This is a genomic window from Legionella brunensis, assembly GCF_001467025.1.
GTDB lineage: Bacteria > Pseudomonadota > Gammaproteobacteria > Legionellales > Legionellaceae > Tatlockia > Tatlockia brunensis.
Genome location: NZ_LNXV01000007.1, coordinates 68,343 through 84,004, shown reverse-complemented (window position 1 = coordinate 84,004; position 15,662 = coordinate 68,343). Strand labels below are relative to the sequence as shown.

Here is a 15,662-nt window from a genome sequence, read left to right as displayed (position 1 = left end):
AAAATTCAACGAAAGGAACGATAATGAATAAGGAGTTTCTGGAAAATATTACCTTTGATGAGTTAATGCTTGGTCAGCAGGCCAGTTTAAATAAGACATTAAAACAAGAAGACATTTCGCTTTTTGCGGTCATGTCTGGTGATGTGAACCCTGCTCACATGGATCCAGAGTTCGCCAAAAGCGATATCTTTCGCGGCATTGTTGGCCATGGGATGTGGTCGGGCTCATTAATTTCAGCACTGCTTGGTACAGTCTTGCCGGGCCCTGGGACCATTTACCTTGAGCAAGATATTAAATTTAGAAAACCAGTACGCATTGGAGACAACATCACCATCACGCTAATCCTGCGCGATAAGCGCTCTGATAAGCCAATTGTAACCTTTGACTGCAAGGGAGTGAATCAACGTGGGGAAATCGTTATTGAAGGGTTGGCCACGGTACTTGCACCGACACAAAAAATACGAGTGGCAAGAGCTGATTTGCCACATATTGAAATTCATAACCATGACCGCTTTCAGGCTATCATTCAATCGTGTCAAGGTATGGAAGCCATCCGCACAGCAATTGTTCATCCAGTAAAGGCCAATGTGCTCACAGCAGTAGCTGACTCCATGAAGGCTAAACTAATTATTCCTATTTTAATTGGCCCAATAGCAAAAATTAAGGTAGCAGCTCATGAAGTAGACATTGATATCTCCCAATGGGAGCTCATTGATACAGAGCATAGTGATGCTGCAGCAAGCAAGGCCGTAGAGTTGGCAGCAACTGCCAAAATTGATGCCATCATGAAGGGCTCTCTGAGTAGCCAGGAGTTATTAGCAGCCATTGTACCTGCTACCTCCAATTTACGTACCAAATACCGTATCAGTCATGCCTATATCATGGATGCTCCGTCTTATCATAAACCAATCATTATCACGGATGCCGCCATCAATATCGCGCCTAATGCTGCTGAGAAGGCAGATATCTGTCAAAATGCGATTAATCTTTGGCGTGTCTTGTTCGGAGAAGATAAAAAACCCAAAGTAGGTATTCTTGCGGCCACAGAGCTGGTGAACTCCAAGATGCAAGCGACAGTCGATGCTGCCACCTTGTGTAAAATGGCAGACCGCGGACAAATCACCGACGGCATTCTTGATGGACCTTTAGCGTTTGATAATGCGATTAACAAGCAGGCCGCAGACGAGAAAGGAGTTATATCACCGGTCGCGGGGGATGCTGATATTTTACTGGTCCCTGACATTGAGTCGGGTAACATTCTAGCGAAGCAATTGACTTTCCTTGGGCATGCCGATGCAGGCGGTATTGTATTGGGTGCCCGTGTACCCATTATTTTGACGAGTCGCGCTGATTCATTGCGAACTCGACTCCTATCCTGCGCCTTAGCAGTTAAAATGGCCGCGGCACGCAAAGCTGGGAAGATAAAATGACAAACAAGATAAAAAACAGCATCCTGGTGATTAATACCGGCTCATCAAGTGTAAAATTTCAAGTGTTTTTAAGAAAGCCTTCATTGGAACTTTTGGCACATGGCAAAGTATCTGATTTAGGAAGTAACCCTTTATTTGCAGCAATAAATGAAAGGCAAGAGTTTGCGGTTAATCAATCTGAAGAAATAGGGCTCTCTGCAGATTATGACCATGAAAAAGCTTTGCATTTCATCCTGCATTGGATTGAAGCACAAAACCAACATTGGCAGATTGACACGGTGACACATCGAATCGTTCATGGCGGCACAAGATTTACCTCGAGTGTCATTATAACTCCTGAAGTGATGACCTATTTGCGGGACTTATGCCCTCTGGCCCCCCTACACCAACCGCATAATCTTATTGCAATTGATATTTTCAGCGCCCTCAAGCCTGATTTAATGCAAATAGCGTGTTTTGATACGGCTTTTCATGCCCATCATGCCCCTTTATTCACTGAATATGCCTTGCCGCAAACCATCCGTGATAAAGGGATTCGCCGTTATGGTTTTCATGGTCTTTCCTATGAATGGATAGCTCATTTTTTACGCCGGCACGAACCTGACTTGGCAAGAGGGCGCATTATTGCGGCCCATCTGGGAAATGGCGCCAGTCTATGCGCCATGGACAATGGCATTAGTATGGATACCACTATGGGTATGACTGCACTTGACGGCTTACCGATGGGTACCCGCTGTGGAGCACTTGACCCAGGGGCTGTCATTTATATGATTCGTGAACTTAATTTATCTCCTGATGATGTGGAGTCTATTCTCTATAATCAATCAGGACTACTTGGTTTATCAGATTGGACCCACGATGTTCGTCTTTTGCAAGAAAGTAATAAACCCAAAGCACGATTTGCACTCAATTTTTTTTGCATGAGAACAGCGCAACTTGTAGGGATGATGGCAGTTTCATTAGGTGGTGTCGATGGCATTGTGTTTACTGGTGGAATTGGGGAAAACTCAAGTTTTATACGTGATATGATTCTACGTCACCTTGAATTTTTAAGACCCTTTGAAGTACGCCTTATTAAGGCTAATGAAGAACAAATAATGGCGATGCACACGGTATCAGCTCTTGAAAATCATAAGGAGAAACACAGATGACTCATTTAAAAGGACTGATTGTTGGTGTAGCTAATAAAGATTCTATTGCCTGGGGATGTGCCAAAATCTTGCATGAAGCAGGTAATGAACTTGCTATTACTTATCAGAATGAAAAAACAAAAGAATATGTACAACCTCTAGTTAATTGTATTTCTTGCCCCATATTTATGCCGCTTGACGTGAGAGATGATGTGCAACTAGGAGATTTATTTCAACGCATCGAAACCTATTGGGGAAAACTGGACTTCATCATTCATGCAATCGCCTTTGCACCAAAAAGTGATTTACAAGGCCGCGTGGTGGATTGTTCACGCGATGGCTTTATGATGGCTATGGATGTTTCCTGCTATTCATTTATTCGGCTCGCAAAAGCGGCTGAACCGCTGATGCACGAGGGAGGTAGTCTAATCACCATGAGCTATTACGGGGCAGAAAAAGTCGTAAAAAATTATAACTTGATGGGGCCAGTCAAGGCTGCATTAGAAACAACCGTGCGTTATTTAGCTATGGAGTTAGGTAGTAAAAAAATCAGGGTCAATGCCATCTCGCCAGGCCCTATTAATACGCGCGCAGCATCAGGCTTGTCTGACTTTGACCAATTGATGGAAAAGGCGTGCAAAGAAGCACCTCTTCATCAGTTAGTGACCATTGATGCAATTGGCGAAATGACCGCTTTTCTCGTATCCCCAAAGGCCCAATACATCACTGGTCAAGTCATCTATGTAGATGGTGGTTATAATATTCGGGGTTGAGTGAAGCAAAAGATAGCGACAATGCCCGCAATCAAATATGTTAATTATAGCAAACTATTAGTCGTTCATTTATATTAAATGAGCTCAACTTCCTCCGCTTGAGGTCCTTTCTGTCCCTTACCCGCTTTAAACAGTACATTGGCACCTTCAGGAAGGGTTTTAAAGCCACTACTTTGAATGGCACTAAAGTGAACAAAGTAATCTTTGCCACTGTTTTCAATAAAACCAAAGCCTTTACTTTCGTTAAACCATTTTACCTTCCCACGTAATTTGTCTGCCATATATTTTCCTGCGCACTTGAATTTAATCCATTAGTTTGATGTGATAGGATAAACTTTGTCAATACGTAATTTTTTAAGAAAGTGACCCAATTAGGACTAATTATTTAGAAAATGATGATACATTTTTTATAAAGCTTGATCCGATCAAATAATCACTCGCTTATTCACCTATAATTAAGCGACTTGTTAGGATAAGGATGATGACTCTATTTTTAAGGATAGCCCATGACATTAAGTAATATATTGATTGCCAGCGACTTCTCAAAACATGCTGATTGGGCTTTGCAACGCGCCATTGATTTAGCAAAATCAAACCAGGCTAAGATTCATTTCCTCCATGTGGTAACACCACCGTTAAGTAGTGTTGTGCCGTCTTCAGAAACTGAATTACAGCCTAATTTTTTGTCTAAGAAAAAAGAAATTGAAGAGAAGATTTTAAAGAAATTAAAAGATAATAAACTATCTGACGTTTCTGTGGTATTAGGTAGGGCTTCTGATGAGATTATCAGATACGCTGATGAAAATTATTGTGAATTGATTGTTGTGGGCGCTCATGGCCGTTACTATATTAATGATTACGTTTTAGGCACGACTTCTGGCTCCATTATTAGACAAAGTCATGCTCCTGTGCTGCTAATAAAAAAAGAACCTGATTTTGTTTATGAGCGGATACTGATAGCAACAGACCTTTCAGAAGCAAGTAAAGAGACAGTGCAATATACTTTTAATTGCTTTCCTAATGCTACTTTTCAGTTGTTACATATCGTTGATATTTATTATCGACAATTCTTTAATCCAAGTGATTTAGATGAAGAATTTGTAGACCCTAAACACCATAAAACAAAAGATATTCTTGAAAAATTGGATGATTTCCTTAGCCAATGCCATATCGATAAAAGCAAATTTGAGAAAAAAATTATTGGCGGCTACTATGCGGATGCGATTATTGAGCAAGCTAAGAAATGGAACGCTGATTTGTTGGCATTTGGCACACAGAGTAAATCGGGACTACATTATTTACTGATGGGGAGTGTTGCTAAACGAATTCTTCATCTTAGCCATGTGGATATGCTCGCTGTTCCCCCAAAAGCCACACCTTCATCGTGATTAAGAAAAGAGGTTGAAGTTTTATTTGCCGGCCTTTATTGAATTGCTTTCTAATTGCTCCATGATTATTTCAACTGCTCGGGTTGCTGCATCATGAAAGGGCTGAAAAATGACATCAACTCCCATGTTTTTTAATAATTCCATTTCAGAAGTGTGATGCGTGGTTACCGCGATGCGGCTGGAGATATTGGCATGTTTTAATGTTTCGGTCAAAATAATTCGGGGATCTTGATGGGTTACTCCCAGTACGTGTTGTGGAATCGTACAAATAATCCATTTCACCTGATTTAAAGGCAAGGAAGCAACAAATTCAATATCGCAAGCATCACCATAGATTGCGTCATAGCCTTTAAATTCCCACTCTCTGACTTCATCAGGATTAAAATCAACTGCCAATACATTTGTTTTTTTCTCAATTAATAATTTGGCTATCGCTTTACCAAAGCGGCCTAATCCAAAAATGACAATGTCATAGTCGCTTTTGTTTTTTAAAGAGTTAATTTCTATCTTTTCCCGGTAGGGAATTGTACGTTCAAAAAAGGACAGAGCTGGTTCTAACAAACGATAAAGCGTTTGTGAATACGTTATCATGTACACTGAAAGCGCAATAGTAATCAGACCAACCAGTGTGACTAGCCCAAGAGACTCTGTTGAAACATGGCCTAAGGTTACCCCCATTGCCATAAATACCAAGGAGAATTCGCTGATTTGAGCCACCGTCAATCCGGCTAAAAAACCTGTTCGTTTGCGATAGCCCATCACGCCCATAATGACTAAAACAATAAGTGGATTTCCAATCAAGACAAATAAAGAGAATACGATTGCCGGTGTCACTTGATGCCCAAGTTGGTTTAAACTCAATTGCGAGCCCAACGCAATAAAGAAAAAAAGTAATAGGAAGTCACGTAAAGAAGAAAGTCTTGCAGCAATCGTGTCTCTGATTGGCGTTGAAGCCAATGAGATACCTGCAATCAGCCCTCCCAATTCTTTGCTAAAGCCAAAATAATTGCCTAAAGTGGCCATGAGTGCCGCAAAGGCTATGGCAAAAATAATCAATAATTCCGGTGAATGAGCGATACGATTAACCAAAGGATTAGCCAAGTAGCGGATAAATACACCAACAAAGGTTAAAAGCGTTATACCGTATAAAAAGATCGTTGCGATATGGGTTGTAAAACCAGCGGTGTTTTCCTGACGACCAATACCAAATGCCGATAAGGTTATCATGGCCAAAACAACTACCAGGTCTTGCACAATGAGAAATCCAATCGCAATACGGCCATGAAGCGAATCCACCTCATGTTTATCTGAAAGTAGTTTGACAATGATGATGGTACTGGAAAAGGTTAGCGCAACCGACACATAAAGTGCAGTGACTGAATCCATGCCGAGGAATTTGGCAATAAAAAAACCAATCAAGGAAGTAAACAGGACTTGTCCAAGGCCTGTAGCCAAAGAGACTAATCCTAATGTCTTTATTAAATGAAGATCCAGCTTCAGACCGACAAGAAAAAGTAATACAGCAATTCCTAATTCAGCCAATAATTCAATGTGTTCATGGGACTGGACAATCCCAAGAAAGGCAGGACCTACAAGTATGCCTACTATAATAAAGCCAACAATCATTGGCTGGCGAAGCAGCAAACAGAAAAAACCTACAATGGTTGCCATCATGAGAAGCGAAGTTAACTCATAAAATGGCGAAGCATGTATTAATGACCAATCCATCATAGGATCTTATCCCCATAAAGAGTATTTTCTCCTACACGGACATGTCTTATAGTGCTTATCCTTAAGCGAAGCTGCTTTTCAATTTCAATCACTGCGAAAAATAAAACACCCATTACAACGATGAGTACCCCATCCCAAAAAGGGATACTTTCAGTAATAAATAGTGTCTGCAAAGGAGGGAAATAAGTGATTGCAAACTGTGCCATAGTAATCACGATGACTGCCATCCATACCACTTTGGTTCCTTGTACCCCTTTCCATGTAAGTGAGGTGGTATAAATGTTGCGAATATAAAACAAATGAAAAATTTCAAGTACAACCAGAGTGTTCAACGCTATTGTTCGGGCCAGCTCAAGTGAATACCCACGATCCAGTGCATAAAAATAGATGCCAAAAACGCCACAGATAAATAGAATGGAAACCAAAATAATATGCCATACCAAGCTACCAGTGAGCAAAGGTTCACTTCGAGGGCGAGGTGGGTGATGCATGGTTCCTTCTTCTGTAGGTTCAAAGGCTAGAGCAAGACCAAGCGTCACCGCAGTAATCAAATTAATCCATAAAATTTGAATGGGCGTGACGGGTAAACTTAAGCCTAAGAGCAGTGCCAGGATAATAGTCATTGCCTCACCCGCATTAGTAGGCAAGGTCCAGCTAATCACTTTTTTAAGATTGTCATAAACGGTACGGCCTTCCCGAACAGCCGCGACAATAGAGGCAAAATTATCATCTGTCAGTATGAACTCAGCGGCTTCTTTAGCAACTTCACTGCCTGTTTTGCCCATGGCAATACCAGCATCTGCCCGTTTTAATGCTGGAGCATCATTCACCCCATCGCCGGTCATGGCTACAGTCATACCATGCGATTGCAATGCCATAACCAGTCTTAATTTATGTTCAGGACTGGTACGAGCAAAAATATCGGTATCCAATACCGCATTTCTGAGTGTCGCATCATTCATGTTATCCAGGTCAATACCCGTTAATACCTTGTCCAAATTTTTAAGTCCTATTTGCCGCCCAATGGCAAGTGCGGTACTGGCATGGTCCCCTGTAATCATTTTGAGGGCAATTCCTGCAGCATGGCATTGTGCCACCGCCGCAATGGACTCAGGCCTTGGAGGGTCAATTAAGCCAACCATTCCAAGTAACGTCAAACTACCCTCCACATCCGCAAATTCCAAAACGGTATGCTCTGGCTTTGTTTTTTTGATTGCAAACGCCAGTACCCGCTGTCCACGGGCCGCGATTTGCTCCATTTGCTCTTTCCAATACATTTCATTTAAAGGCTGTATTTCACCCCAATTGGTTTGTTGATTTTGGCACATCTTCAAAACTTGTTCAGGAGCCCCTTTTACAAGGATCATTGCATGCTTTAAATGGTTATGATTTAAGGTAGCCATGAAGCGATGTCTGGCATCGAAAGGAATCACATCGGTACGTACCCACGATGCGTTTTCTTCTTTTATAATCAGTCCTGTTTTACCGGCAAATGCGAGTAAAGCCCCCTCCATGGGATCGCCTTCTACAGTCCAGCTCCCTTCTTGTTCATGAAGTGTGGCATCATTACAAAGCAGTGCAGCACGTGCAAGTTTCTTAAGCAGAGGATGCTCGTTGCTATCAATCACTTCTTCGTTTAACATAATCGTTCCTTGAGGTTCATAACCGCTGCCATCCAAGATAAACAAGTGATTGCTGGTTAAGACTGAAGAGACTGTCATCTCATTTTGGGTCAGCGTACCGGTTTTATCGGTACAGATAACTGATACTGAGCCTAAGGTTTCAATGGCAGGTAGTCGTCGTACAATGGTGTGTCGTCGCGCCATGGCTTGCACGCCAATAGCCAGGGTAATTGAAAGAACTGCAGGAAGACCTTCAGGGATAGCCGCAACCGATAAACCAACCATGACCATAAACAATTCACCAAACGGATGATGCTGGACAAAATAACCATAACCAAGAAGAATTGTGGCAATTAATAAAATGAATAAAGTGAGCCATTTTGCAAACAACCCCATTTGTAGAACTAATGGCGTAGTTAATGATTCTACTTGTGACAATAATCCACTAATACATCCAATTTGAGTCGTGGAGCCTGTTTCTACAACAATCCCTTTGCCTTGGCCATTAGTCACCAGGGTCCCGCTAAAGGCCATGCACGACCGGTCTCCTAATGCAGCATTCCTTGAAACAGGATGGATGTGTTTTTCAACGGGGACAGATTCACCAGTAAGTATGGCTTCCTGAATAGTAAGACCATGAGATTTTATTAAGCGCACATCGGCAGGAACTTTATCTCCTGCTTCCAACACAATAATATCGCCTGGAACAAGCTTCTCGCCGGCAATGCGCAGTCGTTCACCATCCCGTACTACCATAGCAGTAGGAGAGAGCATTTTTCGAATCGCATCCAGTGCTTTTTCTGCTTTTCCTTCTTGGATGAATCCTATCAGGGCATTGATGATAACGACAGCTAAAATAACCGCAGTATCTACCCAGTGTTGTAAGAACGAAGTCACCAGAGCAGCTGCTAATAACACATAGATGAGTATGTTATGAAACTGGAGTAAAAAGCGAAAAAAAGTGCTTGCTTTTTTAGGCTCTGGTAAGCGATTGAAGCCATAAACCTTTAATCTGCTTTGAGACTCCTCTTCGCTTAGACCAAGTTCTGTAGTATTTAATGTGGCAAAAATGGTTTCTTTGGATTGCTCATGCCAGCATAGTTCTGAGAGGCTGTCTTGTTGTTGTTCTGCCATGATACTTTTTCCCTGATTAATACGCTTTTACCGGTGAAACAAAGCCAAGAGGCTTTAATGCCAGTAATGAACAATCAATTTTCTGCAAAATGTTCTCTGCGGTATTGCCAATAATAAATCCCGATATACCAGTGCGGGCGACGGTACCCATTACTAAAATGTCGATTTTTTTATGAATTATGATTTCTGGGATAACCTCTTCCGGTTGCCCTTTGGGATGTTCTATATGGTATTCTGCAGGAATTTGCGCTCGATTAATTAATTCTCGCAGCAGTAAACTATGAGCATGCTGTTCTTCAACGACCATTTTCTCGAGTTCATCTTCAGAGATTTTTATCCAAACACTGTCGCGTAAATAATTTTCCATTACGAACTCCCAGCAAGAAAGAATGCTTAATTTCCCCTGATAAAAGGTGCTCAGTGAATGTGAAAGCTCCAGTAAACGAAGCGACAAATCTTGTGCGGCAGGCTCTTCATCTTTGGGGTCTATTGCAACTGCAATTCGAATGTCTTGTAGGGTGTGTTTCAGCGGGCGATAAAGAAACAAGGCACAAGGGCATTTGCGCAATAGTTCCATATCCAGGGCTTTAAATCCTTTCGTCCCCTCTGGTGTTTCCGCTGCTTTAATGAGAAGGTCATGAGAGTTTTTAAGAACATGGCGAATGATTCGGATATCGGGTGTCGTGCCACAATCTACTTCAATATCGATGGGGATTTTCTTTTTAGAAAACCCAAGCCCTGATTTTGCAGATTGAATGGCTTTATTCATTTTATCAATTAGAGACTCTTCATAAGAAGTTTTATACTCACTCAGTGTGTCAGGAAAAGGAGGGCAGGTAATTAAGATCCGCAGTTGTGCGTCATTTTTAGAAGTTAATTTTAGTGCCAACTGTAGGGCTTCTGTTTCATCCTTCACTCCATGGCTAACGAATAAAATATTATGAAATCGTTGCATTTACTTATTCCTCCTTGAAAAGGTTTTTGGAGAAAGCAACGATTCAGCATCGTGTTTGAACCATTGCTTTTGAGCCTCTTACATGTACTGGCCGCCATTCAACTGACCTTTACGCCCGTTAATGGAGGAAATGGAGATATCCTTTTTCAAGCATTGCGGGTAAGGCATTTCTCGTCATGTTAAATACACTGGTTAAATTCGCATCCAATACAGATTGCCATTGCTCTGGCCAACATCTTTTTTAAACTGGAATCCTGAGTCCCCCTGCATTGTTGACCAGTACGTCAATACGTCCATAGCGCTCCATGACAAGCGAAACCAAATTTTCACAATTATTAAACTGCGCGATATTCACATACAGTATATCAATCAAATCCTGCTTTTTGTTGTGCCTTTTTCCACTGAATTGCTTCTTCATGATTGCCATTTTTGAAGTAGCAGGCAATGACATAATAGTCTGCTGCTAATCGTTGACAGATTGCGGTTCCAATCCCACCAGTACCCAGTAACAATAGCTATCTTTTTCTCCATGATTATCCTCCTTAATTAAATCAATTTGTCCGTATAAAAAAGTACTTTATGGTTAACGTTTAATTGATGCCCTTTTTAACATTAAAAATCCAGCTAATCCTGATATAAAAGAACCAAGCACCACGCCAATTTTAACCATAGGCATTAAACTTGAATCATCATTTTGGTACGCTAAAGTGCCAATAAAAAGACTCATGGTAAAGCCAACGCCACAAATGAGTGCAATGCCATAAACTTGAGTAAGACTCACCTTATCAGCTTTAAGAATTTGCTTGAATTTAACAAAATAACCTAAAGAGATGAAAATGCCGAATTGTTTGCCAAGAAATAATCCTAATCCGACTCCCAGTACGATAGGATGAGTAAACATCGATACATCAAGTCCTATAAAGGTAACGCCTGCATTAGCAAATGCAAATAGGGGAAGAATTAAAAAGACAACCCAGTGATGTAGGCCATCTTCCAAACGAGTGAGCATGGATTGTTTCCCCTCATCAGGAATCGTCATGGCAATCACAATCCCGGCAAGGGTGGCATGAACGCCTGATTTTAATACTGCAATCCACAAAGCGACTCCAAAAAGCATGAACACTGAAATGCGGCGACATTTAAAATAATTTAGGCCAATCAAAATCAAAGTAAATAAAAAAGCCAGTGATAGAGAAAGTAGTGATAATTTCTTGGTATAAAACAAGGCAATAATGACAATGGCCGCAATATCATCAAAAATAGCGATTGCGGTGAGTAAAATTTTGAGTGAAAAAGGAACCCGAGAACCCAAAAGAGATATTATCCCTAAAGTAAAGGCAATGTCGGTCGCAGTAGGGATTGCCCACCCTTTAAGATAGACGGGATTGTGAGCATTACAAAAAACAAAGATTAATGCTGGAAAGAGCAAACCACTTAATGCTGTAAGAGCAGGAACCACCAGATTCGTTTTGTTACTTAAAATTCCTCGATTGATTTCCCGTTTTATTTCAAGACCAATCAATAAGAAATATACAGCCATTAATCCATCATTAATCCATAAAAGGAGCGGCTTTTTTATAGATAGGCTTCCAACAGAGACATTACCACTAATATTTAAAAAATTCTCATAACCAATACGATAAGGGGAATTAGCAACAATTATTGCAAGTACTGCAGCAATAAATAATAAAATACCTCCTATGGTCTCTAAGTTATAAAAGGAATCTGATTTTTTCATGAGTTTATTTTAGAATTTATTGAAAATTTAAGTGTACTTGGTGTTGTCTTTCTAAACAACGCCGTCGAGATCTATAAGATTGAGATCTAATAGATATTTTGTACTATTAGACAAGAATTCTGATATAAAGCAATTTAACCTTTCATCTGTAATTCCATTCTTACACTGATAGTATAATTTAAGGTTTTTAGCTCCGTTGCAAAAACTTGGCTCTGAATTATACTTAACTGATTTGATCGGAAGTACCTATCCATAAAAAATCCGAAGTCATTCAAATGACGACATTTTCATGGTGAAGTAGTTTTGCAAATGCGTACGCTGGTACTTGATCTTTTAACTAATTTTAAATCCAATTCAAAATGGAGATTAAAATTTGAGCGCTCTGCCGGGGGTTTCGAGTTCTATTTGAAAATCTGATGACACTTTATATTCTTTTTGCACAATATAAACGGCTTTTATTACGAGATTCAGACAATGACTCGATGTAGGCCCAGACGTTTTGAACCTGGCAACCTGAAGGTGTTTATTCGCTCCTATAAAATCTGGTGGATTTTTATTCAGACATTCAGTGACAGAGTCTAATGCTTTATCTATAAGCTCTTTATTTTTGACGCCCATCCTATATTTAGAAAACCATTGCCCTTTTATATGAACAGCATAGGCTTCTTTTATACCAAGAACCCCTTCTTTAAGCGTATTCAAATCTCTGTGGGCTCTTCCAATTCCGCCTATTTCTAAATTTTTTACAGCCTCAGGAATGACTTCTCTAACTTCGCCCATAGGGTGAGATTTAGATATGCCTTTTTCTGTTTGAAAAGAAAAGGTATTCCCATAATAATCATGAATAAATAAATCACTTACTAAATCACTATCCAGCCTATAATTACAAAATTGGCTGAAAACATGAGGACAATTTAACATTAACTTTTCGCCATATATTGTGTTAATAGGCGCAGTATTAAAAGTTCTAACATGTAAGTTCATTGACTTTCTTGTATCTGGTTCAGTGGCATATGCTTTGGCTCCAACATATTGAGCCAAGTGGCCGCCTAGAGAATGTCCGGTTATTATTATATCCCTATGGGGAAATTTCTTTTTTGTTTCTTCATAAAAAGAAAAAGCTTCTTTTCTTAAATTATTTCCTACTGTACCAGTTATCCCTAAATTAGTGTTGGAAAGCATATCGTTAAGAGAAGCTGTTCCTCTGTAAGAAATAACAATGGGAGACTCTTCATCGATTGGCTCAAGACGTACAGCCGTTAAACCAGTAGAATTTTTTACATCCGGATTTGTTTTATCAGTTATTAGGTATCCTGCTTTAGCAATAGAATCGGTCAATTCGGTTGTAGAAGTATTACCGTTACGAGGGTCTTCATCGCTACGGAGAGTACTATTTTCACCTTCAATACGATAGGCTAAATGAGCTGCATCGACCAGCAACCCAATAGAACATTTTGACATCTCCCCCCCTATGCACCTACAAAGTATCTAAATAAAAACCGTCCTGAACTATTAATATTATATTTGTTTTTTATTAAGACAGAATTATCCTGCTGATCCTACCTTGCTTTCGTCAGGGTAACCGCATATTGGAATTGTAATATAAGGAGTGTGACAATCATTGGAGCGAAAAGGGACTCTAAGCAATAATCCTATCCCAAAAACTTGTGCATAATAATTCGCAAACTAATTTAAACAGCATTTTTTGAATTTTTTACCACTTCCACAAGGACAAGGCTCATTACGCCTAACTTTTGGAGTTGATTTAGTGTAAGTGATTGCAGTTTCAGGAATAAAATTTTTATAACTTGATGGCCTTACATAACGCTTTTCCTGTAGAGTCTCTCAAATGCACTTATCCAGCTCATTTCCTCTTCAACATCGTCAATGAGCAAATGAAAGATATCGTTGTAAACATATCTGGATAAACATTCCTCTTTACCTTTTTCTATGGTTTTAGCTATCTATTTTTTATCAACACAGTGAATATCAACTTTTTTTATTAAATACCTGGTTAATTTCATCCATTAATTCTTCTGGATAAATGTCTGATGCAATTAGAAACAGGAGAGAAGTCTTTCTGAACACATAGAACATCCAGATTAAATATCGGAATAATCGTCTGGAATCAGACCACGGAAAGCTCAAACGACTTGTTAGGATTTTAGTCGATGAAAACGGCCTATGCGACCAACAGGAGATTTGAAATAATGCGCATATTCAAAAAAAGGACAGTTCAACATCTGGATGTACGTCCACAGGAATGAAGTGTCATTTATGAATCAGATTTGTGGAATCTACAGCTGAGATCTATCCTGCAAATGGATTTTTAGTCAGCTTATTATTTTTGCAACGGAGCTCTTCGAAATCCACAGGATAAAGATTTTCATGACTTAATTTCAGAGCGCTATGAACCCGCTTCAATAATAATCACATCAAATCTATCTATAGAATAAGGCACAATGCCTATAGAGTCACTTTAGACGGTCCAAGTTTTTGGGGCGAAGGGAGGAAGCCCAAAATCAAAAATGACGTGTTATAATTTTTAAGTAAAATTGGAGAAGTTTGATAGGTAATTTTAGTCGTTTTAGGCGGTCCCTTTAGCTTGCTGAATCACAGGAACCCTATATTTGAAAATAGCTCTATGGACTTGTGGCATAAACTCAACGAAGATAACTTGGTTTTCGGTTTTGGAAATATTTTGTGACAGAACCCTTCCGGATACCTTCTACAAGGAGAGCAAATGACTAGGTCTTTTACTAAATTTCTAAAAATTTTCTTAGTTGGTGTAAGTCTTATATTATGGGTAACTGCTATTATTGCCAAAGATGCTGATTTCTGCAAGAAAGTGCGGTTATCCGATGTAGGTTGGACTGATATTACAGCAAATACTGCTATGGTCTCAGCTATTCTTGAAATGATAGGTTATGAAGCAAATATTACTCAAATGTCTGTTCCTGTGACTTTTGCCTCACTGAAGAAAGGAGATATTGACGTATTTCTTGGTAACTGGATGCCCTCCATGGCAAATGACATTAAGCCCTACCATGATGAGGGTTCAATTGAGACGATTGGTATGAACCTAGAGGGTGCGAAATATACTTTGGCTGTTGACAAGGCCCTCTATGATAAGGGGCTGCATGATGTTACAGATATCGCCAAATTCAAAGACCAACTTGGAGGCAAGATTTATGGTATTGAATCAGGTAATGAAGGTAATCGCCATATCCTAGATATGATAAAGAACCCTCAGCTTAACCTTCAAGGTTGGGAGCTAGTGGAAAGCTCCGAAGCAGGTATGTTGGCTCAAGTTGCTAAAAATATTAAGGCAAATAAAAATATTATTTTCCTTGGCTGGGCCCCCCACCCCATGAATTTAAATTATAAAATTGCCTACCTTACCGGTTTCGGACGTAATTATGGAAATGCTTCGGTATTTACTGTTGTGCGCAAAGGTTATGTAAAAAACTGTCCTAACGTTGGGAGGTTCTTTGCAAACTTGAAGTTTTCCATGGAAATGGAAAATCAACTGATGAGCGAAATTCTAGAGAAAGGAGTGGACCCTACAATTGCTGCTATTACTTGGTTGAAAAGTAATCCTAAAGTTTTGAAAGAATGGCTAGATGGTGTCACTACTTTCGATGCTTCAGAGAGTGCATTTGATGCGATTAAAAATAGTCCTGGTTTCTAAGTTTCAAATATGGGCATTCCAACAGAACTGTTTCGGTCTGCTATTTTTTTATTTTCATGCATGAGATACT

At 39.9% G+C, this 15,662-nt stretch carries 12 protein-coding genes and 1 pseudogene; 5 read left to right on the top strand and 8 right to left on the bottom strand.

Annotated elements, in window-relative coordinates; translation table 11 throughout:
• Nucleotides 1-23: 23 nt before the first annotated feature.
• From Lbru_RS04840 to fabI, 3 genes are read left to right on the top strand one after another with little or no spacing between them, the layout of a single operon-like run.
• Nucleotides 24-1,430, top strand: coding sequence for a bifunctional enoyl-CoA hydratase/phosphate acetyltransferase (locus Lbru_RS04840; RefSeq protein ID WP_058441065.1), 1,407 nt, complete (start codon nt 24-26; stop codon nt 1,428-1,430).
• The gene (locus tag Lbru_RS04835; protein WP_058441064.1) at nt 1,427-2,581 is read left to right on the top strand and encodes an acetate/propionate family kinase; all 1,155 of its coding nucleotides are present in this window, start codon (nt 1,427-1,429) and stop codon (nt 2,579-2,581) included. The genes Lbru_RS04840 and Lbru_RS04835 overlap by 4 nt, the downstream gene beginning before the upstream one ends.
• Nucleotides 2,578-3,333, top strand: coding sequence for an enoyl-ACP reductase FabI (gene fabI / locus Lbru_RS04830; protein WP_058441063.1), 756 nt, complete (start codon nt 2,578-2,580; stop codon nt 3,331-3,333). Before Lbru_RS04835 ends, fabI begins: the two co-directional genes overlap by 4 nt.
• 74 nt (nt 3,334-3,407) lie before the next feature.
• Here fabI and Lbru_RS04825 read toward each other — a convergent pair whose 3' ends face one another.
• Nucleotides 3,408-3,614, bottom strand: coding sequence for a cold-shock protein (locus Lbru_RS04825; RefSeq protein ID WP_006869518.1), 207 nt, complete (start codon nt 3,612-3,614; stop codon nt 3,408-3,410).
• A gap of 225 nt (nt 3,615-3,839) precedes the next feature.
• Here Lbru_RS04825 and Lbru_RS04820 point away from each other — a divergent pair, with 225 nt between their 5' ends.
• Nucleotides 3,840-4,721, top strand: coding sequence for a universal stress protein (locus tag Lbru_RS04820; protein ID WP_058441062.1), 882 nt, complete (start codon nt 3,840-3,842; stop codon nt 4,719-4,721).
• Nucleotides 4,722-4,742: 21 nt separating this feature from the next.
• Here the strand turns inward: Lbru_RS04820 and Lbru_RS04815 are convergent, their stop codons facing one another.
• The 7 genes and pseudogenes from Lbru_RS04815 to Lbru_RS18015 form a co-directional block, all read right to left on the bottom strand.
• Nucleotides 4,743-6,452, bottom strand: coding sequence for a cation:proton antiporter (locus Lbru_RS04815; protein WP_058441061.1), 1,710 nt, complete (start codon nt 6,450-6,452; stop codon nt 4,743-4,745).
• Nucleotides 6,449-9,208, bottom strand: a complete 2,760-nt coding sequence (locus tag Lbru_RS04810) for a cation-transporting P-type ATPase (protein WP_058441060.1) — start codon at nt 9,206-9,208, stop codon at nt 6,449-6,451. Before Lbru_RS04810 ends, Lbru_RS04815 begins: the two co-directional genes overlap by 4 nt.
• Before the next feature lie 16 nt (nt 9,209-9,224).
• Nucleotides 9,225-10,163 carry a universal stress protein gene (locus tag Lbru_RS04805; RefSeq protein WP_058441059.1) on the bottom strand — a complete coding sequence of 313 codons (939 nt, stop codon included), beginning with the start codon at nt 10,161-10,163 and terminating at the stop codon, nt 9,225-9,227.
• An 84-nt stretch (nt 10,164-10,247) separates the two neighbouring features.
• Nucleotides 10,248-10,694 (bottom strand): annotated as a pseudogene (locus Lbru_RS04800) (SDR family NAD(P)-dependent oxidoreductase); the annotation flags it as partial.
• 52 nt (nt 10,695-10,746) lie between these two features.
• The gene (gene nhaA / locus Lbru_RS04795) at nt 10,747-11,901 is read right to left on the bottom strand and encodes a Na+/H+ antiporter NhaA (protein WP_058441058.1); all 1,155 of its coding nucleotides are present in this window, start codon (nt 11,899-11,901) and stop codon (nt 10,747-10,749) included.
• Between the two features lie 366 nt (nt 11,902-12,267).
• Nucleotides 12,268-13,362 (bottom strand): Tle-like phospholipase domain-containing protein, encoded by a 1,095-nt coding sequence (locus tag Lbru_RS04790; RefSeq protein WP_058441057.1) that lies wholly within the window; start codon nt 13,360-13,362, stop codon nt 12,268-12,270.
• Between the two features lie 225 nt (nt 13,363-13,587).
• Nucleotides 13,588-13,680 carry an SEC-C metal-binding domain-containing protein gene (locus tag Lbru_RS18015; protein WP_420795311.1) on the bottom strand — a complete coding sequence of 31 codons (93 nt, stop codon included), beginning with the start codon at nt 13,678-13,680 and terminating at the stop codon, nt 13,588-13,590.
• A gap of 964 nt (nt 13,681-14,644) precedes the next feature.
• Here Lbru_RS18015 and choX point away from each other — a divergent pair.
• Nucleotides 14,645-15,592, top strand: a complete 948-nt coding sequence (gene choX, locus Lbru_RS04785; protein ID WP_058441056.1) for a choline ABC transporter substrate-binding protein — start codon at nt 14,645-14,647, stop codon at nt 15,590-15,592.
• The last annotated feature ends 70 nt before the right edge of the window (nt 15,593-15,662 follow it).